This is a genomic window from Bacillus sp. CZDM1 (genome assembly GCF_055502545.1).
Genome location: NZ_JBUESO010000002.1, coordinates 117,823 through 140,774 on the forward strand (window position 1 = coordinate 117,823; position 22,952 = coordinate 140,774).

At 37.7% G+C, this 22,952-nt stretch carries 23 protein-coding genes and 2 riboswitches; of the genes, 15 read left to right on the top strand and 8 right to left on the bottom strand.

The window, feature by feature from the left end; all coding sequences use genetic code 11:
• The first annotated feature begins 2 nt into the window (after positions 1-2).
• From paiA to ACY3XC_RS05130, 3 genes are all read left to right on the top strand, one after another.
• Positions 3-521, top strand: coding sequence for a spermidine/spermine N(1)-acetyltransferase (paiA, locus tag ACY3XC_RS05120; RefSeq protein ID WP_179159845.1), 519 nt, complete (start codon positions 3-5; stop codon positions 519-521).
• Between the two features lie 67 nt (positions 522-588).
• Positions 589-1,494, top strand: a complete 906-nt coding sequence (rbsK, locus tag ACY3XC_RS05125) for a ribokinase (RefSeq protein WP_464867564.1) — start codon at positions 589-591, stop codon at positions 1,492-1,494.
• A 15-nt stretch (positions 1,495-1,509) separates the two neighbouring features.
• A complete protein-coding gene (locus tag ACY3XC_RS05130) occupies positions 1,510-2,421 on the top strand; it encodes a nucleoside hydrolase (protein ID WP_464867565.1) in 912 nt (303 codons plus the stop codon).
• 88 nt (positions 2,422-2,509) lie between these two features.
• On the opposite strand, the gene ACY3XC_RS05135 is transcribed toward ACY3XC_RS05130, so the two are convergent.
• Positions 2,510-2,920 (bottom strand): MerR family transcriptional regulator, encoded by a 411-nt coding sequence (locus ACY3XC_RS05135; RefSeq protein ID WP_179159842.1) that lies wholly within the window; start codon positions 2,918-2,920, stop codon positions 2,510-2,512.
• 625 nt (positions 2,921-3,545) lie between these two features.
• On the opposite strand from ACY3XC_RS05135, the gene ACY3XC_RS05140 reads away from it, so the two are divergent.
• The gene (locus tag ACY3XC_RS05140) at positions 3,546-4,586 is read left to right on the top strand and encodes an NAD(P)-dependent alcohol dehydrogenase (protein WP_464867566.1); all 1,041 of its coding nucleotides are present in this window, start codon (positions 3,546-3,548) and stop codon (positions 4,584-4,586) included.
• A 215-nt stretch (positions 4,587-4,801) separates the two neighbouring features.
• Here ACY3XC_RS05140 and ACY3XC_RS05145 read toward each other — a convergent pair whose 3' ends face one another.
• Positions 4,802-5,713, bottom strand: coding sequence for a LysR family transcriptional regulator (locus tag ACY3XC_RS05145; RefSeq protein WP_464867567.1), 912 nt, complete (start codon positions 5,711-5,713; stop codon positions 4,802-4,804).
• Between the two features lie 347 nt (positions 5,714-6,060).
• Here ACY3XC_RS05145 and ACY3XC_RS05150 point away from each other — a divergent pair, with 347 nt between their 5' ends.
• The 7 genes from ACY3XC_RS05150 (at position 6,061) to ACY3XC_RS05180 (ending at position 11,245) form a co-directional block, all read left to right on the top strand.
• The gene (locus ACY3XC_RS05150; RefSeq protein WP_464867568.1) at positions 6,061-7,200 is read left to right on the top strand and encodes a YibE/F family protein; all 1,140 of its coding nucleotides are present in this window, start codon (positions 6,061-6,063) and stop codon (positions 7,198-7,200) included.
• On the top strand, positions 7,197-7,982 hold the full coding sequence (locus ACY3XC_RS05155; protein ID WP_179159838.1) for a YibE/F family protein: 786 nt from the start codon (positions 7,197-7,199) through the stop codon (positions 7,980-7,982). The genes ACY3XC_RS05150 and ACY3XC_RS05155 overlap by 4 nt, the downstream gene beginning before the upstream one ends.
• A gap of 174 nt (positions 7,983-8,156) precedes the next feature.
• Positions 8,157-8,423, top strand: a complete 267-nt coding sequence (locus ACY3XC_RS05160; RefSeq protein ID WP_464867569.1) for a hypothetical protein — start codon at positions 8,157-8,159, stop codon at positions 8,421-8,423.
• A gap of 138 nt (positions 8,424-8,561) precedes the next feature.
• Positions 8,562-9,521 (top strand): DnaD domain protein, encoded by a 960-nt coding sequence (locus ACY3XC_RS05165; RefSeq protein WP_464867570.1) that lies wholly within the window; start codon positions 8,562-8,564, stop codon positions 9,519-9,521.
• Positions 9,521-10,234 (top strand): DnaB-like helicase C-terminal domain-containing protein, encoded by a 714-nt coding sequence (locus tag ACY3XC_RS05170; protein WP_464867571.1) that lies wholly within the window; start codon positions 9,521-9,523, stop codon positions 10,232-10,234. The genes ACY3XC_RS05165 and ACY3XC_RS05170 overlap by 1 nt, the downstream gene beginning before the upstream one ends.
• A gap of 29 nt (positions 10,235-10,263) precedes the next feature.
• Entirely contained in the window at positions 10,264-10,764 is a 501-nt protein-coding gene (locus tag ACY3XC_RS05175) for a DnaB-like helicase C-terminal domain-containing protein (RefSeq protein WP_464867572.1), read from the top strand.
• Positions 10,765-10,822: 58 nt separating this feature from the next.
• The gene (locus ACY3XC_RS05180) at positions 10,823-11,245 is read left to right on the top strand and encodes a hypothetical protein (RefSeq protein ID WP_464867573.1); all 423 of its coding nucleotides are present in this window, start codon (positions 10,823-10,825) and stop codon (positions 11,243-11,245) included.
• Positions 11,246-11,406: 161 nt separating this feature from the next.
• Here the strand turns inward: ACY3XC_RS05180 and ACY3XC_RS05185 are convergent, their stop codons facing one another.
• From ACY3XC_RS05185 to ACY3XC_RS05200, 4 genes are all read right to left on the bottom strand, one after another.
• A complete protein-coding gene (locus tag ACY3XC_RS05185) occupies positions 11,407-12,420 on the bottom strand; it encodes a TDT family transporter (protein ID WP_464867574.1) in 1,014 nt (337 codons plus the stop codon).
• Positions 12,421-12,638: 218 nt separating this feature from the next.
• Entirely contained in the window at positions 12,639-12,953 is a 315-nt protein-coding gene (locus tag ACY3XC_RS05190; RefSeq protein WP_464867575.1) for a DMT family transporter, read from the bottom strand.
• Positions 12,953-13,294: a DMT family transporter gene (locus ACY3XC_RS05195; protein WP_464867576.1), complete on the bottom strand. Its 342-nt coding sequence runs from the start codon at positions 13,292-13,294 to the stop codon at positions 12,953-12,955. Before ACY3XC_RS05195 ends, ACY3XC_RS05190 begins: the two co-directional genes overlap by 1 nt.
• Positions 13,295-13,360: 66 nt before the next feature.
• Positions 13,361-13,459: riboswitch (guanidine-I (ykkC/yxkD leader) on the bottom strand.
• 106 nt (positions 13,460-13,565) lie between these two features.
• Positions 13,566-14,693 carry a 5-methyltetrahydropteroyltriglutamate--homocysteine S-methyltransferase gene (locus ACY3XC_RS05200; RefSeq protein WP_464867577.1) on the bottom strand — a complete coding sequence of 376 codons (1,128 nt, stop codon included), beginning with the start codon at positions 14,691-14,693 and terminating at the stop codon, positions 13,566-13,568.
• A gap of 77 nt (positions 14,694-14,770) precedes the next feature.
• A riboswitch (SAM riboswitch) is annotated at positions 14,771-14,872 on the bottom strand.
• Positions 14,873-15,080: 208 nt separating this feature from the next.
• Here ACY3XC_RS05200 and purT point away from each other — a divergent pair.
• Positions 15,081-16,250 (top strand): phosphoribosylglycinamide formyltransferase 2, encoded by a 1,170-nt coding sequence (purT, locus tag ACY3XC_RS05205; RefSeq protein ID WP_464867578.1) that lies wholly within the window; start codon positions 15,081-15,083, stop codon positions 16,248-16,250.
• A gap of 52 nt (positions 16,251-16,302) precedes the next feature.
• Complete coding sequence (locus ACY3XC_RS05210; protein WP_464867579.1) at positions 16,303-17,574, top strand: L-lactate MFS transporter; 1,272 nt, start codon at positions 16,303-16,305, stop codon at positions 17,572-17,574.
• A 91-nt stretch (positions 17,575-17,665) separates the two neighbouring features.
• Here ACY3XC_RS05210 and ACY3XC_RS05215 read toward each other — a convergent pair whose 3' ends face one another.
• Both ACY3XC_RS05215 and ACY3XC_RS05220 read right to left on the bottom strand, forming a co-directional pair.
• A complete protein-coding gene (locus tag ACY3XC_RS05215; RefSeq protein ID WP_464867580.1) occupies positions 17,666-18,097 on the bottom strand; it encodes a DUF192 domain-containing protein in 432 nt (143 codons plus the stop codon).
• A 265-nt stretch (positions 18,098-18,362) separates the two neighbouring features.
• The gene (locus tag ACY3XC_RS05220; protein ID WP_464867581.1) at positions 18,363-19,928 is read right to left on the bottom strand and encodes a glycine betaine uptake BCCT transporter; all 1,566 of its coding nucleotides are present in this window, start codon (positions 19,926-19,928) and stop codon (positions 18,363-18,365) included.
• A gap of 478 nt (positions 19,929-20,406) precedes the next feature.
• Between ACY3XC_RS05220 and gucD the strand changes: the two genes are divergently transcribed.
• Together gucD and ACY3XC_RS05230 are read left to right on the top strand one after the other, a co-directional pair.
• The gene (gene gucD, locus ACY3XC_RS05225; RefSeq protein WP_464867582.1) at positions 20,407-21,873 is read left to right on the top strand and encodes an alpha-ketoglutaric semialdehyde dehydrogenase GucD; all 1,467 of its coding nucleotides are present in this window, start codon (positions 20,407-20,409) and stop codon (positions 21,871-21,873) included.
• Between the two features lie 94 nt (positions 21,874-21,967).
• The gene (locus tag ACY3XC_RS05230) at positions 21,968-22,906 is read left to right on the top strand and encodes a DMT family transporter (RefSeq protein ID WP_464867583.1); all 939 of its coding nucleotides are present in this window, start codon (positions 21,968-21,970) and stop codon (positions 22,904-22,906) included.
• Positions 22,907-22,952 lie beyond the last annotated feature (46 nt).

Below are 22,952 nucleotides of genomic sequence, written 5' to 3' on the forward strand. Positions count from 1 at the left end.
TTATGAGTATAAATATAAAACATTGTACCATTGAAGACTTATCCATACTTCAAGAAATGAGTATCGAAACATTTATTGAGACATTTAAGGATCAGAACTCACCTGAAAATATGAATGCTTATTTGGAGAGGGCATTTAACCTAAACCAATTAGAAAAAGAATTAGCTACTATTTCTTCGCAATTCTTCTTTGTTATTTTTAATAATGAAGTGGCTGGATATTTAAAAGTGAATACCAAGGATGCTCAGTCAGAAAATATGGGGGAGGATTCCCTTGAAATCGAGAGGATTTATATAAGGTCCAAATTTCAAAAACTTGGGCTTGGTAAATATCTCATTAATAAGGCGATAGAAATTGCGGTGGAACAAGAAAAAAACAAAATCTGGCTTGGTGTTTGGGAAAGGAACGAGAACGCGATTGCTTTTTACAAGAAAATAGGGTTCGTACAAGCCGGTGCTCACTCCTTTTATATGGGTGATGAAGAACAAATAGACTTTATCATGATTAAATCACTTAAATGACATAATTAATGATGTTTAGGCAATTTTAGTAGTAGCATGTTCCGAGTAAAGAAAGGGATGGTGGGATATGGCGGGTAGAAAAATAACCGTAATTGGAAGTATTAACATGGATTTAGTCACGAGTACCACTCAAATACCTAAGGTTGGAGAAACGGTGTTAGGTCATTCTTTTCATACCATTCCAGGTGGAAAGGGGGCTAACCAAGCTGTGGCCGCAGCCCGGCTTGGAGCGGATGTAACAATGATTGGCGCTGTGGGGAACGATTCTTTTGGTAAAACACTAGTGGACCATTTAACAAACCAAGGAATAAACACTAAAAGGATTATGACAGTTAAGGATACTTCTACTGGAATTGCTACTATTATATTATCCGAAGGAGACAACAGTATTATTGTTGTACCCGGAGCCAATAACCATGTAACTCCGGAAGTAATCGAAAAACATGAAGAGGCAATCGAAAATAGCAATATTCTTCTCTTACAATTAGAGATTCCCCTAGAAAGTGTCGTTAGAGCAGTAGAACTTGCCAAAAGGCATGGGGTCCTAACGATAGTAAATCCAGCACCTATTCAAAAGCTTCCCAAAGAATTACTAGAGTTGGTGGATTATGTAACACCTAATGAACATGAACAGGCACTGCTGTTTGCTTCCGTAGACGGGACGGATCAAGAATTAGAAAAATTAAAGAAAAAGTGTATTGTAACAAAAGGGTCCCAAGGCGTTATGATTTATAAAAATGGTGAAAAAATAGAAATTTCCAGCATCCAGGTGGAGGCTGTTGATACAACAGGTGCAGGAGATTCATTTAATGGTGCATTGGCCACAGCTTTATGTGAGGGGCTTGAGATCGAAGAGGCGTGTCGAATTGCCAATGTTGTTGGGGCTATCTCGGTTACGAAGCTAGGGGCACAAACTGGGATGCCAACCAAAAAGGAAGTCGAAGAATTTTTACAGGTACATAAATCGGTTTAATTGGAGTGAGTTTTAATGAAGCCAGTTATATTGGATGTGGATACAGGTATAGATGATGCGTTAGCGATGGCCTATGCATTAAATTCTCCAGAGTTAGAGATCATTGGTCTGACAACATGCTTTGGGAATGGGCCTATTGAATATACCACCCGCAATACATTAGTGATCTTAGAGCAACTAGGAAAAACTGTCCCTGTATATTCAGGAGCTGATAAACCGCTAAAACGTGCTAGAAAAGAATTCCCTACACATGTTCATGGTGAAGACGGTCTGGGTAACAAATTCGAAAAAGCTCCGATCAGGGAAGCAGAAACTGAAGGCGCTGTGGATTTTATCATTAGCCAAGTGAAAAAGCGCCCACACGAGATTACGATCATTGCGGTCGGACCACTTACGAATCTGGCGCACGCCGTTCAAAAGGAACCTGAAATAGCTTCACTTGTAAAAGATGTAGTCATCATGGGTGGTGCTGTTTTTGTAAGGGGTAATGTCACCCCATATAGCGAAGCTAATATAATTTCTGACCCGGATGCAGCTGATTGTGTGTTTTCATCAGGGCTGCCAGTAACGGTTGTAGGTCTTGATGTGACGATGCAGACACTATTGCCGAACGCGAGGTTAGCTGATTGGCGAGCCCTAGATACAGATGTATCCCATTTTTTTGCAGATATGACCAGTTTTTATATGCAATCCTATGAAAGGTTCCACCCAGGTATTGGCGGCTGTGCTTTACACGACCCTCTTGCGGTAGGTGTTGTTATTGACCCTGGTTTCGTTAAGAAGGAAAAATGGAATGTTAAGGTTGTCTTAGAAGGGGAAGAATACGGGAGAACGGTAGCGCACGCTGAAGGTGAGCAGCAAATTCAAGTATGTACACAAGTAGAAGCAGACAGGTTTCTAAACCATTTTCTAGATCGACTTTTTTAGGTATAAATTTTTATTACCTCTAATATTCTACAATTAGAAAACCACCCGTATTTCATATACACATTTATGAAATACAGGTGGTTTTCTGTTAATTCTTAATCTCTATTTTATTGTTTTTATGAATATCTTCCGTGCCGGCATCCAAAGCAGTCTTGTAATATAAGCATTTATGCTCGATGACTTCCATTGTTTTTTTTAGTTCTTCCATCTGTGCTTCTACAGTAGCTTTTCGTTCCAAAAACATGGCATATCTTTGATGCAGCGTGGAATCTCCATCAGAACACCAAACAATGAAATTTTTAATTTCCTTAATAGGCATTCCAGTAGATTTCAGGCATTCTATTATTCTTAAAGCTTCGATATCGGATTCTTTAAACAAGCGTGTTCCGCTGGCTGTCCGTTCTACAAAAGGCATAAGACCCTCTTTGTCGTAGTAACGCAAGGTATATACGGTAAGATTTAATTCATTTGCTACTTCGCTGATTGAATATGTCTTCATCCTTTATCTCCTTTTCTTAATGATCGATAGGCTCCCGGATTCCTTCTATGAATTGAGTGGATTTTATCACGGTATTTACAGAAATGTCAAAGTCACTTATTAGAATAGTAGAAATCTGCCCTGTTTAATTAAGATTAACTTTTAAAAAAAGGCTCTGTTAAAACTGAATGTTGATTTCACTGTGTTTAGAAAATAAGCGAAGAATTTCCGTTTGAATTGGGAAATAGCCATTTTACCTTAAAAATAAGCGGAGTTTTTCCGCTTATTGTATCCAAATCCATGGATTTTGTCTTATTTAAAGCAGTTAACCGGATTATCTTCGCTTATATCACCTTCCTACGCTGGCTCTATATAAATAGCCGGAAATTCTCCGCCTATGAATTCTCAACCCTACACGAAAATCAATAATGAATAATAACAGAGTCAAAAAAAATAGTTTGCTATAGGCTAGTTTACAAGGCTTGTTTTCGCCAGTGAGATTTTTTAGAGGGATATTAATTAATCTCTTGACCTAGAGTTAACTCTAAGGTTTAACATTGTTTTTACAAGAGAAAGAAGCTGGTTAGAAATTTACCCAGTACATACTTTTTATCTTGAAAAATGATAAATTATTGGAGGTTTTATTATGATAACCGCTAAAGCACGAGCTGTCGACGGTCCAGACAAATCGTTTCGAGCTGCTGAAATTCAGAGACGCGATCTTGATTTACATGATGTTCTAATTGAAATTAAATATGCAGGAATATGTCATTCTGATATCCATACTGCACATGGAGAATGGGGTCCAGTAAATTATCCTCTCGTACCTGGCCACGAGATTGCGGGAATTGTCACTGATGTAGGAGAAGAGGTCACAAAGTACAAGGTTGGTGATCGAGTAGGGGTCGGGTGTATGGTAGATTCCTGTGGCGAATGTGAGAACTGCGATAAAGGAGAAGAACAATACTGTCTAAAAGGCAATGTTCCTACATACGCAGGTGTTGACAAATACGGCGAGCCTACCCAAGGCGGCTATTCAACTCACATTGTCGTAACGGAAGACTTTGTAGTGAGAATTCCTGATAGCATTGAGCTTGACGCAGCAGCACCATTACTTTGCGCAGGTATTACGACCTATTCTCCATTAAACCATTGGGGAGCTGGACCAGGTAAAAAAATCGCGGTTGTTGGCCTGGGCGGTCTTGGTCATATGGCTGTCAAGATTGCACACGCCATGGGTGCTGAAGTTACGGTTCTGTCACAAACATTGAATAAAAAGGAAGATGGCTTGCAATTCGGCGCAGACCACTACTATGCCACAAGCAACCCTGAAACATTCGTGAAACTTGCCGGTACTTTTGATTTAATCATTAACACGGTAAGTGCAAAAATCGATATTAGTGCTTACCTCTCCTTATTAGCGCTAGATGGAACGCTAGTAAATGTTGGTGCGCCTGCAGAGCCATTGTCATTAAATGTGTTCTCTCTCATTGGTCATCGCCGTTCATTTGCAGGTTCAATGATTGGTGGCATCCGTGAGACGCAGGAAATGTTGAATTTCTGTGCGGAACATAACATCGTTCCTAACATTGAAGTGGTTTCGGCCAATCAAATTGACGAAGCATATAAACGTGTTCTAGCTTCAGATGTGAAGTATCGGTTTGTAATCGATATTTGCACGATGTGAGTTGCGTAATTCAAGTGTTTTAATAAAGGGCTGCAAATATGCAGCTCATTTTTTTTTAGAATGGGTGACATGCCTTTTTAAGGCAAAATAAGTAGATCCATATTAGAATGTTAAACAATAAAAACAGTGTCAGAAATCCTTGTAGGAAAAACTACATAGAATTGTGACACATTTTTTATGCACTGTTTTGGTGTTTTTTACCTACGATTGTTTTGCTAGTTTTTAAATTCATTCAATCTTTCATAAGTATCTATAAGAAAATCATAAAACAGCTTTTCAGTTGGAAGCAGGTCACGTTCTACAGGGTAGATGACACCTACTGTTCGAGTGAGTCTCGAATCTGAAAGGGGAATTACGACAGTGGATCTTGGTGTGTTATCTACCAATGTCATCTCAGGCATTAAGGCTACACCCAAACCTGCAGATACTAACCCTTTTAATGCGTCGATATCTTTCCCTTCGAATGCGATGTTTGGTGAAAAACCCACACTGTTACAAGCTTGAACAACTTGTTCACGAAATACAAACCCTTCAGGAAGAACGCAGAAGGGGTCATTCATTAAATCCCGTAATCGAATCGATGGCCGGTCCGATAATCGATGATGAAGAGGGATGAGGGCAACGATATTCTCTGTGAATAAAATATCCCCTTTAATCTTTTTTTCTTTTTCCAGATTTGGCATGGGGGCAATCATCGCCAAATTAAATTGTCCATGTATAACACCATCTATTAAATCATAATAAAGGGCATTGCTCATTTGAAATTTCGCTTCGGGGAAACGAGTACGAAAAGAATAAATGATGTGAGGCAATGTGTGGGCTGCCATGCTAATCGGAAAAGCAATTCGAACGGTCCCTTTTTCAGGATTTAAATATTCTCTAATTTCTCTCTTTGAATCCTCCATCAAATACCAGACATGTTTAATCCGTTCATAAAATATTTTGCCAAGAGGCGTTAACTTTACATTCCTTCCCTCACGTATAAAAAGCTCTACACCTAATTCCTCTTCTAAATTGGAAATTTGTCTGCTAATGGCAGATTGGGCAATATGCAACGCATCTGCTGCCTCTGTTACATGCTCTCTTTTTGCTACTTCCAGAAAGTATTGAATTTGTCTCGTTTCCATTTTCACCACTCCACGTTCATGCGTTTCATGAAAAAAATCATCATGAATTATTGGAACTATTTATTATTAAATTATATATTGTAAACAGCTTTTTAGAAAAGGAATTCTACAGACTTAAAAGGTTTACGATCCTTTTCCTAAAGAATTTGCGAAAAATGGAGAAAGTAATGAATAGTATGTGTTTCCTTGACGGTTCAAAATCATTCCTGTTATTCTTAGTCCATTGTAAACCATATACCTTTGTTATATGAACCTCCTTTGCATTATTTTAAGGTTATCTTAGGTCGTTGTTTTACTTGTAATACCCTTATGTTAAAGAGTTTATCCCAAAAGCTGGAGGTTTTTTTTTGAAGGTTATAGTCAATCTATTTAAGAAAATGACTTACAAACAAATATTTTGGTATTCGATCATCTTACTTCTTTTTGTCTCCTCCGTGTTCTTTGTCTATTACAATCATTCATTTTACGAAAGACCAATAGCTGAGGTCATTGAAATAGAGTTGGGCGATTCTACGGAAGTGATCGATATGCATGAAAATAAAGATCGTCTTTTCACTCAACGGATCATAGCCGAAATAAGAAATGGTGATTACAAAGGACAGCTTATCCATTTAACAAATGAGTATTCCGTATCAGGAGCGTATGATCAAGAATATCATATTGGAAATGAATTATTTGTTTCAATTGATACGAAAAAAAAGGAAAATACAGATTTAAGTGGAACCATAATGGACGTAAAGCGGGATAAATACATATTGTTGGTAGCGTGGATGTTTATTTTCACTCTCCTTTTCGTGGGAAAAAAGCAAGGGTTGTTTTCTATTATCAGCTTGGCTGTCAATGCCGTTTTGTTATCCTATGCATTGGATGTTTATTTAAAAACATCAGGCATCAGTTTGTTATGGATATGCAGTATAAGTGTTCTATTATTTACGGTCATTTCTTTATTGCTCGTTAACGGCTTTAATGAAAAAACATATGCCGCAATTGTTGCAACATTATTGGGAACTTTTGTCTCGCTGTTCATAACCTATCTTGTGATGTGGTTAACAGCTGAAAAAGGACTTCGATATGAGGAAATGCAATTTTTAACTCGTCCTTATAAAGAAGTGTTTATGGCTGGGTTATTTATCGGATCGTTAGGAGCCGTAATGGATGTGGCCATTACCATGTCTTCTTCTATTTTTGGGCTGTATGAGAAGGATCGCAACATCCCAATAAAAGCACTTAAAACTTCAGGAATGGAGATTGGAAAAGATATAATGGGAACCATGACGAATATTTTGTTTTTTGCCTATATCAGTGGTTCTATTCCAATGCTTATTTTGTATTTTAAGAATAATTCCCCATTGATATTCACTCTTTCCATGAATCTATCTTTGGAAATGGCACGTGCCTTGGCAGGCGGTATAGGAATCGTCATTACAATCCCAATAGGGCTGTATACTACCATTTTTTTCGTTAATCGAAAGAGGGCAAGAGTATGAATGTATTAGTGCTGCTGGCAGCCATTTTATTAATCCTGATGATTCTTATTGGCGGTAATAAAGGGAAACGGTCATTCATTGCGATATTCCTAAACTTTGGAGTAATCTTTTTTACTATCTTTATTATGACCATACCCAAAGCTGATCCTATTATCTTAACATTGATTGCATCAACCGTTATTAGCTGCATTAATCTCTTTTATATTAATGAAGTGAATAACAAAACAATTACAGCTTTCATTTCTACTATTATTACAGTTGTTATACTGCTCTTTTTTATTCTGATTGTGACAGAAAGTGCTATGATTCAAGGATTTGGCGCAGAAGAAATTGAGGAACTTTCCTACTTTTCCCTATATATTGGGGTGGATTTTGTTAAAATAGCTGCTTCTGTCATTATTATGAGTACCATTGGTGCAATTACAGATACAGCTATAGCCATTTCATCTCCTATGAGGGAAATGTTTCACCATCATTCATCCATAAGCAGAAAAGAATTATTTGCTTTTGGAATTAGTATTGGAAAAGACATTTTAGGAACAAGTACAAATACGTTATTTTTTGCTTTCTTTGGAGGTTATTTGGCCCTGCTCATTTGGTTTAAAGATTTACATTATACTCTGGGGGAAATTGTCAATTCAAAAATATTTAGTGCTGAACTAATCACCATTTTTTGTGCGGGAATAGGTGTCGCTCTCATTATTCCGATTACTGCTTGGATCAATTCTTATTTTTTAATTAAACCAAGAGGAAAGAACAAGATCATTAATAAAGATACATAACAATGCTCTTTGTTGATAATGAAGTAGGTCTTGGAGGAAATCTCCTGTTATTAAAACACTCACAATTCTTGATTAATCAATGGTTGTGAGTGTTTTTTTTTGTAAAAAAGTATGAAAAAATTTGGTTTAAATATGTATATGGATGCATTCAAAAACAGGACGTTCGTAGGCATTATGACTCTTTTTGAAACAAGAAGAGATGTGGTTTCTGCAAGGAAGTTCGCGACGAAGATGAAAATGATACATAAATTGATTCTAATTCTAGGAGTTAGACGATACGTTCATGCACTGTTTTACGATACGTGGACAAAAAGAAAAAGAAGAAGAAAAGGAAAAACAAAAAGAAAAACAACAACAAGTTCTTTATCCAAGTATAGAGGTAAATCCGGACCAGTAGAAGGAATTGATTCGATTCTTTTCACATACGGTTTCAAAAGCTAAAAAGAGGAGTCATAGGAACCTTGTATTGATTTGTCACAAACTATTCACATCTAGATGAAAATCACCCTGTCCGTTTTCTTCAATTTTTCATATATAACCTATGAAAGATTTTAATAGAAGAAGGGTTAGTGATGGAAGATGGCAAAGTTTAGATTAATACATACGGATTTTTGGAAGAACCCGATTGTGCTGGAAGAGATGAGCCCAGAGGACAAGTTATTTTACCTTTACCTACTTACGAATGCAAATACAACTCAAATTGGAATCTATAAGATTACCAAAAAACAAATGGCGTTTGATTTGGGCTTCTCCATGGAGAGTGTTCAAACAGTGATGGACCGATTCATTCACCATCACAAGGTGATTCGTTACAATCCTGTGACGAGAGAACTCGCGATTAGAAACTGGGGGAAAGACAACCTGTATAGAGCAGGAAAACCAGTCATGGATTGTATTACTAGCGAATTAAAGGAAGTCGAGGATACCTCACTGATTCAATATGTGTCAGAGCCTATTCAGAAACAGGAAATTCGTAGTTTATATATTTCCTTTTGTGAGCAAGTAAGAATAGGTAACGACCATGAAGATATCAATCAACATGAAGGCGATACATATTTGGACATTGTTTCGGAAGAGCTTGAAGATGTAATGCCCATTGTGCAACCAGAAAACCAGCAACAAAAAGCTCTTGATCAAGACATAGCGAATAATTCAACCATGAAAAATCCCTTAAAGAAGAATCAACAAGATGTGAAAGATATTATCGGGTTTTGGGATGATAATGGATTTGGTTTTACCAACGTTAATGCGAAACAGCAGTTGTTATCTTGGCTGGATGATTCTAGCTTTATACAGCCGAAAGAAATGATTTTAAAAGCGATGAATATTGCCTGTGCCAATAACAAGCGAAGGCTGAGCTATGTGATTGGGATTCTGAAAAACTGGGAAAATGGATCGTTACTGACGATTGAAGAAGTTGATTCTTACCATGAGAACCAAGAGCCAGTACTTAAGCATAGGCAAACAACACAACCGTTATCTGCAGGAAGAGCGATACCAGTGGGATTTGTACTTGACCTTACGGCAGGTGAAGAGTGATGAGTATAGCAGAAAAGGCTTTTTTAGGAAGCTTGCTGAAGGCGGAATACTTGCTTAAGGATACCGTAATCCATCCTGAACAACTGGGAAGTACACGGCATAAAGAAATCATGCGAAGAATGCTGGAGTTAACCCAGGAAGGAAAGAAAATTGATTTAATCACATTCACCACTTTACCCAATCTCGATACATTAGGTGGAATGTCTTATCTTTCGGAGTTGCTATCGTTTGCAGAGTTGGAGAAATTTGACGGTGTGGAGAAGATCATTCTTGATCTGTGGAAGGAGCGGGAAAAGAGAAATATCTTAAATGTGGCAGCCATAAATGATTGGGAGATTGCTAAGGTTATTGGCGAATTGGATAAAATTAACCAAGCAAAGATGGATGATCACACGTCCTTACAGCAGGCGTTATCAGATATCTATGAGGCACCATGGGAGGATCAACTAACACTGAGAAGTGCAACACCGGGCATTAAAAAGCTCGACGAAGTGACGGGAGGATTTCAGGATGGGGAAGTGACAATCTTAGCAGCAAGACCATCGATGGGGAAAACCGATGTCATGCTTCATTTTGCAAAAATGTCGGGCTGGGCGGGTTATTTGCCGCTCGTATTCTCCCTGGAAATGCCTGAAAAGCTGATCACTTCTCGTTTAATTGCTTCCACAGGGGGATTTAACCGTGGAAAAATGCGGGATCCAAAAAGAAGCTGAATGAAAATCAAAAGAATCAATGGTCGGATGTGATTGGAGATCTCACTGAAACGCATATGCAAATTTTTGATGGCACTGGACAAACGATAGCGGAAATGAGAGCGAAAACGAGAAAAATGATGAATAAATTTCCACACAAGAAACCAATTCTATTTATCGATTATCTAACTCTGATCCATTCTGGACAATTTTACGGAGGGAACACCCATTTACAAGTAACGGAAATATCCAAATCTCTTAAAGCGATGGCAAAGGATTTTAATTGCCCCGTTATTTGTTTAGCGCAGCTTAACCGATCGGTGGAATCAAGAATGGATAAACGGCCGATGATGTCTGATATTAGGGAATCGGGCAGTGTGGAACAGGATGCTGATGTCATATTGTTCCTGTATCGTGAATCGTATTATGAAAAGGAAACCCAGAATTATTCCTTAGAAATCATTGTTTCGAAAAACCGGAATGGCCCGGTAGCTGCCATCGCTGTGAATTACAACGAGCATACAGGAAGTATTGAGAACCAAAAGGAATAGAGTCATTCCCTTGTAAACTTTCATTAGCCAAAAAAATTGATTACTGAGGTGTCCCCGCATGCTTGTAAAAGATGCTTACTTTGATAGTTTATGTTTTGAAGAATCTGCATTAGCCCATTACATCCATCATTTACACGGAGAGGAGAAAATTTCATTGGATGATGATATGTCCAAGATAGACCTAGAACAGGCCGATCATCAGACAGTAAGGGAAATGATTCAAAACAATGTATTAGGTATTCGTAAAATTCGCAGCTACTCACTGAAGATGAACCAGAAGGATTTTGTTTTTATCTTTGCAGCCAGCCTGCAAGAGGCCATCCAGTTCTATACCAAAACATTTCATCAAACCCCATTGAACTGTCACGAATATTCACTAGATTTTCAGCTTTCTAGAGGGAAAGATGTGATTTCGTTTCGGGATATGAGGAACGAATTTAATAGCTTTCCTGCTATTGCGGGGTGTTTTGAGAAGTATTGATGATAAAGAAAGGGTAGCGATTATGATGCTTATAAGGTTTAAAGGGGCTCCATTAATAACCCCAGTTCCGTTATCAATTTATGTGGTTTTCTTCCTGTGGCAAACACTTAAACACCCACAACCTTTGTGGGTGTTTTCTACCATTCATTCAGAGTAAATAGTTAAGAGTTGAAGTAGGGAGTGCTTGCTTCGTTTTCTTTATCTATTTCTCTCCTTGATGGTTTATAGTTTTTGATAGCATCACGTAAACTAAGCATTAATTCAATCGATAGAAGAATGATAACTACCCACACACCCGCCTTTAGGATTGTATTAATAACAAAAGAACCAGCAAATAAATAGGTATGGATAACCGATGTAAAAGTATAGAACATTGCAAAGGTAAAAACTCTACTCCACTGTGACACATCATAAATTATGATCGCACCTCTAAACCCATAATGTCGAATCCGTTTAAAAAGCCTATAGAGCTCTATAGCCTCAACCGCAATGAATATAACAAGAGAGGCCCTCCATATCCATCTTATCATATCAATGCTAATGATGCCGGTGACCAAACAGGCAATCCCAGAAATGGATATAGCCCCATGTAGAATACAGTTTGTATTGTTCCAATCCATTTCAATCGACCAAGAAGTTTTTAGGTATCTTGATAAAATAAAGAAAACACAAACCAGATAAAAACAAAATCCGATGATTAGTAAAAATAGGTTAAAGATATCCGGTAAATCTTTAAAAACGGTGTTAAGTAAAAGGACAATCGATTGTGTGCTTACCGTAGTTAGCAGAAGAATGCCATGGACATTCTGATAGGATTTTGTCCGAGAAATTTCTATCAACGTTTTTACACTAATCCAAATATAAATAATCCACAGGATAATATTTATAAAAGCAATAATCACAGAAATGAATCCCCAATGGGAAAATTGTTTATAAAATAAAATGCCACTTATGGAAGTGCCTGCAACCCAAGTACCAATCCCAAAGCGATTGATCACATTGGCATAATGAATGCTCTTAAATTTTCCATCCAAACTAGCTATGAAAAAAGAGAAAATAAAGGCAGACCATAGGGAAAGGTTAATGATGGATAGAATTTTTCCAAAAATGTGTTGGAAGAAATGGATACCAAAGTAGTTTAATAGAACTCCTTGCGTAACAATCCCAATTGCCATAACCACCGCCATGGTTGAAGTTCGAATATATATTTTTTTAAAAGTGAAAAATAAACTTATACAAACTATGAAGCAGATCAAGATCAATAAATAAATCACATTTATCACCATTATGTTTTAGATATTTTATAAGTATATCATCAATGAATCTTGAGGTCTGCAGAAAATGGATGGTGCCTGTACAACTTAACCTAGTTATTCGCAGCTAACCCCAGATATTAGCCAACAAGTTTTAGCCCAATGGTTGCACCTAATATTAATGCAATACATGCGATCCTTCTCCAATCTTTAGATTCTCCGTAAATCATGATTCCTAAAAGTGCACCACCAGCTGAGCCAATTCCTGTCCATATTGCATAAGCTGTCCCCATAGGCAGTGTTTTCATTGCGTAGGCAAGAAAAAGAAAACTAGCTCCAAATCCGAGAATTAATAGTAATAAGGATTGCCAATTACGACTATTATTCAATTTATTTATGGTAACCACACCAAATGCTTCACATAATCCTGCTAAGATTAATGATATCCATGCCATTAGAACTCAGCTCCTTCTTGAGAATTATCTTTTGTTAGTAACTTCAATCCAAGAACACCGGCTAGTAAAAGTATAATCAACATCATTTTTTCCGCCTTGATGGGTTCTCCGAAGAATATGATTTCAGAGATGACCGTTCCTGCTGTCCCCAATCCTACAAAAACTGCATATACCGTACCGACCGGAAGTTTTCGTCCAGCCATTATGATTAAATAGAAACTCACAATAATCGAGATCACAGTTCCTGTCCACGTCCAAAAGCCATTTGCGTGTTTGAGACCTATCACCCAAAACACTTCAAAAAACGCCCCAATAAACACTTTAATCCAGTTTGTATTCATTACCTACTACCTCCAATAATCATCTATTTAAAACAAAAAAAGCCTAAGAGATCACTGTTAAACAGTATCTCCCAGGCTTTTATCCTTCCGTGACACAGCGTTGGCTGTGAGTTTTCTCTCGGTCCAGACCAACACAGTGGCTGCGGAACCCTAGAAAACATTTACGTATACAATTACCATAAATTATATCCATATTTAAAATTTATTCAATAGTAAAATATGTATAAAAGAGACTATAGGCAATGAAGGTGAATATTTAATTCAATATAATTTAAATAGTTCCCCACACACTATTAGCAATGCTAATAACATGTTTTATCTTATTCCATTGATCTTCTTCTGTTAAAAGATTTCCTTCTTCTGTACTAGCAAAGCCACATTGCGGACTTAATGCTAAGTTTTCTAAAGGAATAGACTGGCTAGCTTCGTTGATCCTGGCTTTAATGGCGTCAGGATTTTCAAGTTCTGGAAATTTAGATGTAAATAATCCCAGAACAACAGTTAAATTAGGACGTTTAAAACTTTTTAATGGTTCAAAATCACCGGAACGCTGATCATCGTATTCTAAGAATAGTCCATCAACATTTAACTCAGCAAAAATTGCATCAGAAATCTGATCATAACCTCCGCTTGTAATGTAGGTGGATTTAAAGTTTCCACGGCAAATATGCATGGTTATTAACAAATCATCTGGCTTGTCCGCAATCACGTCATTGATACATGCTACTCTTCTTTTGATGATATCTTGTACGTCCATGCCTTCTTTTTCAACCACTGTTGTAATCCGATCTTCTGAGACAAAATCAATCCAAGACGTATCATCTAATTGCAAGTACCGACAGCCTGCATCATAGAATGCTTGAATGGCCTTCCTGTATGCAGCGACTGTATCGTCATAAAACTGCTCTTTATTGTCGTTGTAATATTCATCACCTTGAATTCTAGTGAATAGCATATTCGGGCTAGGAATTGAGAACTTCGCTACTTGGCTTCCATCCCCATATTTTTCAACCACTTCATTTAAAAATTGAAAGTGTTCAATCATAAAATGGTTATCGAAGTCGACCTTACTAACCACTTTAATCGCATTATTTCTTGTTTTGGCACCTTTGAAGGCACTAACATATTGGCTTTCAAAGAATTCTACGCCTTTTAGACCGGCTAAAAAATCCAAGTGCCACCATGAACGTCTAAACTCGCCATCCGTGATGGATTTAAGACCTGCTTCTACTTGTTTTTCTACTAGTTTTTCAATTTCTTTGTCCTCTACTACCTTTAGGGCTGCTCTATCAATTTCCCCGTTTACGAAAGCCTTTCTTGCTGCTTTAATAGGTTCGGTTCTCAAAAAACTCCCTACATGATCGGCTTTAAACGGAGCTTTCACTAGTGTTTTTGTCATCTATTATTACCCTCTTTCTAAATAATAAAAAACCCTCTTCTTAAAAATAAGAAGAGGGGGAAGCCATAACTAATCTCTTCTTATCTTCAAGCATTTTCTACTGGAATTGGCACAGTACTTTTGATAAGTCTGCTGCCGAGGCTTCATAGGGCCAGTCCCTCCGCCTCTCTTGATAAGAGTATTCTTGCCTATTTAATTACCTGTAAAATTACACGTGTTCAGCCAATCTGTCAACAAATAAATATTAAGATATCTCTTTTTGTTATAAATACGAATTATATACTTTATTTTTAAAAAAATGTTCGTGTTTTACTGAAAATATTTGCTTGTCATCGATGAAAGTTTAAGATATTATAATCAAAAGACAAACGATAGGGGTTGTGTTAGATGTTTGGTATCCAGACGAAAAAGGTAATGTTACTTGGATCAGGTGAACTTGGAAAAGAGACGATTATTGAGGCTCAGCGTCTTGGACTGGAAACCATTGCGGTTGACCGTTATGAAAATGCTCCGGCGATGCAGGTTGCTCATCGTTCTTATGTGGTGGACATGCTTGATGGAGAAGCACTTCGTAGAGTAATAGAAAGAGAGGAACCAGATTTGGTGGTTCCTGAAATCGAGGCGATTGCGACAGAAACACTAGTGGAACTTGAAAAAGAAGGTTTCCGTATCGTACCGACAGCGAATGCCGTGAACTTAACGATGGATAGGGAAGGAATCCGCCGTTTGGCTAGCGAAGAATTAGGGCTTCCAACAGCCAAGTACGCCTTTGCAGATACACTTTATGAACTAAGAAATGCTGTACTTAAAATGGGGACACCGTGTGTGATTAAACCGCTCATGAGTTCCTCTGGAAAAGGGCAAACAGTCTGCCATTCAATAGAGGATGTAGAATGCTCATGGAATGAGGCGATTGCTGGAGGAAGAGGTAAAAAAGCCCGAATGATTGTAGAGGAATTTATCCATTTCGATTCTGAAATCACTTTATTAACTGTCCGCTCCGCTTCCGGAACAACCTTTTGTGCTCCTATTGGACACGTGCAAAAGGATGGGGACTACATTGAATCTTGGCAGCCGCATGACATGTCAAAGGAACAAATTCTTGAGGCGCAGGCAATTGCAAAAAAAATCACAGATGCACTCGGCGGATACGGAGTTTTTGGAGTGGAATTATTCCTTTCTTCAAATGGAGTTTATTTTAGTGAAGTGTCACCACGACCACATGACACGGGGATGGTTACCATGGTTACGCAAGACCTATCTGAGTTTGCTTTACATGTAAGGGCGATTTTAGGTTATCCGATTCCGGATGTTCAGCTATTGAAACCAGGTGCAAGTTATACGATTAAGGCTACAAAAGAAAGTAAGACCTACCAACTATCTGGAATCGCTGAAAGCTTATCCGTCCCTCATACACAGGTTAGGGTATTTGGAAAACCTGAAACAAAAGTGGGACGACGAATAGGTGTTGTGTTAAGCAACGGGGAATCTGTGGATCAGGCTAGAGAACGAGCGGAATTAGCAGCTTCTAAAATGATTGTCACGTTTGATGAATAAATCATTGGATCATCCGCAACAAGACAATACAATTTGAAAGAGGGATGGATGAATGCATACAAAAAATCGTTGGCTAATCGCTCTATCGGCGGTTGGCATACATATTTCGATTGGTTCGGTTTACGCTTGGAGTGTTTTCACTAAACCACTTCAACAAGAAATGGGCTGGGGATTAAAGCAAATTTCCTTCACGTTTAGCTTGGCCATTCTATTCTTAGGTCTATCTGCAGCATTCTTAGGCCATTTTGTAGAAAAGTATGGTCCGAGAGCAGCTGGAACGCTAAGTGCTTTGTTTTTTGGAGTTGGAGTTGCAGGGGCAGGTTTTGCTATTCAATTAGAATCATTGCTATTACTCTATTTATTTTATGGAATGATCGCTGGAATTGGGTTGGGAGTTGGATATATTACACCGGTTTCTACGCTGGTAAAGTGGTTCCCTGACAGAAGAGGTCTTGCTACTGGACTAGCGATTATGGGATTTGGATTTGCTTCCTTAATCAGCAGTCCGATTATGAATTATTTAATTGTGAACTATGGGATTTCCAACACTTTCTATCTACTAGGAGCGGCCTACTTCATTATTATATTTTGTTCTGCTCAGTATCTTGCTCCTCCGAAAGAGGGTTGGGTACCTAAAGGTATCGAGGCAGCAGGACAAAAATCAGAACGTATGAAATTGAAAGAGGATCTGCGTCAGTTAACCGCCAATGAGGCAGTCAGAACAAGACAGTTTTGGGCTTTATGGTTGATGTTATTTATCAATGTTACCTGTGGAATTGCGATTCTTTCTGTTGCATCGCCGATGGCGCAAGAGTTAGTAGGTATGACAGCAACTGGTGCAGCAACAATGGTTGGAATCATGGGTTTATTTAATGGAGGAGGAAGGATTGTTTGGGCTGCCATCTCTGATTACATCGGAAGACCAAATGTCTACACACTATTCTTTGCTTTTCAAATTGTTGCTTTTTTTATGCTTCCAAATATAACAGTAGCTGTTCTATTTTCTTTAATCGTTTATATGATTATGACTTGTTACGGAGGTGGTTTTTCCTCTATACCTGCCTATATTGGCGATTTGTTTGGAACCAAGCAGCTTGGGGCTATTCATGGATATATTTTGACTGCATGGGCCGCAGCAGGTTTAGCGGGACCAATCTTTGTATCCTGGGTCAGGGAAACAACCGGAAGCTATCAGGGGACATTAGTAATCTTTTCAGGAATCTTTATTGTCGCTCTGGCGGTATCAATCCTCATTCGTCTTGATATCAAGAAATTAAGGACCATGAGTGAAAATCAAATCATGAAAAACGCGGGGAATTTTTAGAGTCATGTTTATCTTTATGAAAAAGCTGCCAAAAGTGGGCAGCTTTTTCTGAACATCGCACATCTAAGATGTCTTTGAGATGTGATGGTTTTTATTTAAGTTTTACAAGATCACCTTCTTTGATTTGATTCTTTTCAAACCATCCAAGATTCACTTCGAGTGCATAATGATAAGTAATTTCCGGATCATAGGTAGGACATAACTCCTCTTTACATGGCACCATATCCAGTATTTTTAGAATTTTCCCTTCTGAATCAAGAAATGCAATTGAAAGAGGAATTAAGGTGTTTTTCATCCAGAAACCGCCATATGTTTCCTCGGAAAACACAAACAGCATCCCCTCGTTCTCAGGTAATTTTTCAACAAACATTAATCCTTTGTCTCTTATTTTTGGAGTATCTGCAACTTGAACGGTTAATTGGATTGTTCTTCCTCCGTTGGACACTTTAATTATTTTTGTACGAAGACTTGCTTCTTTTTTTTGCCGAAAAAGGTATCCGATTAATTTTCTTAGATATTTCAATATTCACTCACCTTATCCATTTCTCTAAATAATTCTAATTATAAATATTTAATTAGTTTACAAATATATAGTCATTTTGGTTACATTTTTATAAAGTTTAACTTATGACCTGATTTTCTATGACATAATCGTTTGCCCAGGCAAGTAATCTAGTGTTGATATTACAGTTATACATGTCGGGACAGGGAAAGCCATTGAATACCCGTAACATTAATAAAAAGGAAGGAAGCTAAAGTTCGCTTCCTTCCCTTTTATATTGAAATATTTACTTTACTTTTGTTTGTGGGAACTCTGATTTAGATGAGGTGATCGCTGTAATCACTTTTGCCCCTTTTTCATGAGTGAGATTACCAAGTTTCTCCTTTCTAACCGCTTTATAAATGCAATAACACATGATTACCATGAGAACATAAAACGGAAATGCAACCGCAGTAGATACCGTTTGAACGGCCGTTACACCACCGCTAATCAATAGAACAATCGCTGAAGCTGAGATGAATAATCCCCAAATCACTTTTAATTTGGTGGAAGGGTTCAGAGTTCCATTCCCACTGTACATTCCTAAAACAAAAGTAGCTGAATCAGCAGAAGTAATAAAGAAACTGCTGATTAACAAAATGGCAATAAAGCTTAATACTGAGCTAAAAGGGAAGTAATCAAAGAATGAAAATAGGGCTACGGTAACATCACTATTTATCGCTTCCACTAACGCAGTCTCTTTTAAATCGTGAATTAAATGTAGAGCGGACCCACCAAAAACAGAGAACCACATAAAGTTAATAAAAGTTGGTATTACCAATACCCCTATGAGAAATTCTCTAATTGTTCTTCCTTTTGATATCCTTGCAATAAAAGTACCTACAAATGGAGCCCATGTGCTCCACCATGCCCAATAAAAAATTGTCCATGCTGCAATCCACGCGTCTTCAGAGAATGTTTGTAATCTAAGGCTCATTGGTATAATATCTCGTAAATATTCTCCAGTCGAATTGACGAATATCCTCATGATTTGCGAAGTTGGCCCAAGGACAAATAATAATAACATGAGGGAAAATGCAATAATCATATTTAAGTTTGATAAGATTTTAACACCTTTATTCAAACCTGAGTAAGCTGAAGCTATAAAGAGAGCGGTTACAATAGATAGTATGATAATTTGGGAGGTTAAAGTGTTGGGAGCACCCCAAGCTGTATTAAGACCTCCAGCTAATTGCAATGTTGTTACCCCTAGAACAGTAGATACCCCAATGGCAGTCATAAAAGTAGCGTAAACATCAATGGATTTACCGAGCGGTCCATAGATCCTGTCCTTAATAACTGGATAAAAGATGGAACTTATCAATCCAGGAAGGTTTTTTCTAAACTGGAAATAAGCTAGTCCTAAAGCAACAACTGCGTATATGGCCCAAGCATTAAATCCCCAATGAAAGAATACAAATTTCATGGATGTATTTGCAGATTCAGCAGTTGAACCTTCGCCAAGCGGTGGTGTTACATAGTGCATGACAGGCTCTGCTACCCCCCAGAATACTAATCCACAACCCATCGCCGCACTGAATAACATAGCAAACCATGACTTCGTACTATACTCAGGTTTGTCCGTATCCTTCCCTAATTTGACACTCCCAAATTTAGAAAACATTAAATATCCACATAAAAGAAGAAACAAGAATGCTGCCGATAGATAGAACCAACCGAAATGATTGGTTGTAATGCTTAATACAGAGGAGAAAAATTTGTTTAAACCATCTGTAAAAAATATCCCCAAAATAATAAATGCTAACGTTAAGCTCATAGAGGCAACAGCGATAATATTGTTCTTGTTAATCAAAGAACTCCCCCCCAATATGTTCTAATAAAAAATGTTTACATTTCAGCTATATCCATTACTGTTTTAAAACTCTAATAAATGAATAGGAATATCACAGCCTTTCAATTTTTTTTGTTAAAAGCGTTTACATGATGTCTGATCAATAAGAAAATTACAATGATTTTGCATGAGCACACAATTAAGAAATCATGATTTTTTAATTATCGTGTTCAAAAACACTATCATGACAGTGATTATATTATAAATGCAAAAAGCAGACAAGATAAATTTATAGAAAATATTATCTTTTTGAAAAATTACGAATTTTCATATTTAGTTTTAAGAGAGTTTGCATGCGTGATAGAAAGGTTAAAATATTTTAAAAATTTAGATTGTTAAATAAATTACTGTGTGCTAATATACTGTTATGAAAATCATGATAATTAAAAAATCATGATTTTTTCATCATTCAAAACTTGAGAGGGATGGTTAAAGGAGAATGGGGATTCACACAAAAGTTAGAAAGTATTCAAACTACATTAATGGCGATTGGGTTACGTCTTCAAATGACAAAGTTTATGCCAGCATAAATCCAGCTGACAAAAATGAAATTGTTGGTTATGTTCCAGAATCAACGGAAAAAGAATTAAATGATGCTGTTGTTTCTGCCAAAGAAGCAGGAAGGCAATGGAGGAAATTATCTGGTGCCTCCAGAGGAGAATATCTCTATAAGGCAGCTGCGATTATGGAACAAAGAGTGGATGAGATAGCTGAAAGCATGACTCGTGAAATGGGGAAAACCTTTCCAGAAGCTAAAGGAGAGACGGTTCGCGGTATTAATATCCTTAAATATTATGCTGGGGAAGGTATGAGGAAAATAGGGGATATTATTCCATCTACTGATTCTGAAGCATTAATGTTCACCACGCGATCTCCATTAGGGGTCGTAGGAATCATTACTCCATGGAATTTTCCAGTAGCGATTCCAATTTGGAAAATGGCCCCAGCCCTCATATATGGCAATAGTGTAGTTCTAAAACCTGCTCAGGAAACTGCTGTAACCGCTATCAAAGTAATCGAGTGTTTTCATGAAGCCGGATTTCCTGCTGGAGTAGTGAACATTGTAACAGGACCTGGAAGTGTAATCGGTCAGGGATTGATTGATCATCCTGATATTAATGGTATTACTTTTACTGGCTCGGACTTTGTTGGAAAGAGAGTTGGACAAGGTGCTTTTAATAGAGGTGCAAAATACCAATTAGAGATGGGTGGGAAAAACCCAGTTATCGTCGCTGCCGATGCTGATCTCGACTTAGCAGTAGAAGCAACAATTAGTGGAGGACTACGCTCTACTGGGCAGAAATGTACGGCAACGAGCAGGGTTATTGTTGTCACTGATGTTTACGAAGAATTTAAGGAAAAATTACTAACCAAAGTAAAAGAAATAAAAGTGGGTAATGGATTAGAGAATGAATCATGGATGGGTCCATGTGCCAGCGAAAGCCAATTAAATACAGTGTTATCTTATATTGAGAAAGGCATCGATGAGGGTGCAACACTGTTATTTGGGGGAAAAAGAATCGATGAAGGCGAACTAGCAAAAGGATTTTATGTTCAGCCAACTGTTTTTGAAAATGTAAGATCTCATATGACCATTGCTCAAGAAGAGATTTTTGGACCTGTATTAGCGCTGATGAAAGTGGATACTCTTGAGGAAGCTTTGGATGTGGCAAATGACGTGAAATTCGGGCTTAGTGCTTCCATTTTCACTAAAAACATTGGCAATATGCTTTCCTTCGTTCAAGACATGGAGGCAGGGTTGGTTCGTATTAATGCCGAAAGTGCCGGTGTTGAATTGCAAGCTCCTTTCGGCGGAATGAAGCAATCTAGTTCACACTCACGAGAACAGGGTCAAGCAGCGATTGAGTTCTTTACTTCCATTAAAACTGTTTTTGTTAAACCATAAATACGTAAAGATTTCATAAGGTTATTCGATAACAGTATACAAGCCAGTATCTGAACCCTGTATCTTCTGTTGTCTTATGGGGGAGTTTGGTCCGATGTCTAAGGTTCTTGTCGGTAGTTTGTGTTTATTGGCGGCAGCAGGCATGTGGGGAGGAATGTACGTTGTTAGTAAATATACGTTAGAGTATGTTTCCCCCTTTGTTCTTCTCTGGCTTCGTTATTTCCTTGCTTTTGTTTTTTTATGGTTGTTTTGGTTCTTTCAAAAGAAGCAGCAAATAGAGAGCAGGGATTTACCACTTATCATCTGGTTAGGATTTACTGGTTATATTGTTTCAAATGCAAGCGGATTCATCGGTACCCATTTATCATCGGCTCATATGGGGGCATTGGTTTCATCTTCTTCTCCTGCATTTGCCTTGCTTTTAGCATACTTCCTAATAAAGGAAAAGCTAACATTGAAAAAAATCATCTCTGTCGTGATGGCCACCTTTGGTTTAATTCTGGTGATTGGGTTTGAAGAGGGAGTTGGAAAAGGGCATTTGCTCGGAAATCTGTTATTGGTTCTTGGTGCCATCGCATGGGCTTTATATAGTGTAGATGTCAAAAAAATTGGGAGTAAGTATTCTGCTCTTACAATCACCACTTTTGCTACAGGAGTCGCGCTTATTATGATGACACCTGCAATGTTCCTTGATATTAAAAAACAAGATTTTAATATACTAAAAGAATATCCAATCCTATTGGGAATACTTTATTTAGGCATTTTTGCTACAGCAGCAGCTTTCTTTTTATGGAATAAAGGAATGGAATCTATGGAAGCAGGGGTCGGATCAATGTTTTACTTCTTTGCACCAATTATAGGAGGACTATTCGGCTGGCTTTTTTTAAAAGAAGCCATTTCACCAAGTTTCATTGCAGGAGGACTTCTGATTTTTATAGGAATGTTGTTACTTTTCCTAAAAAAACCACAATTTTTGGTCAAAAATAATAAAGCTTTAGAAGTAGAGATTGAGAGAGTAAAAGAAAAAGTTTAACCCTTTATACGATCATGATCATTTTATGACAGTGTTCGAATGAATT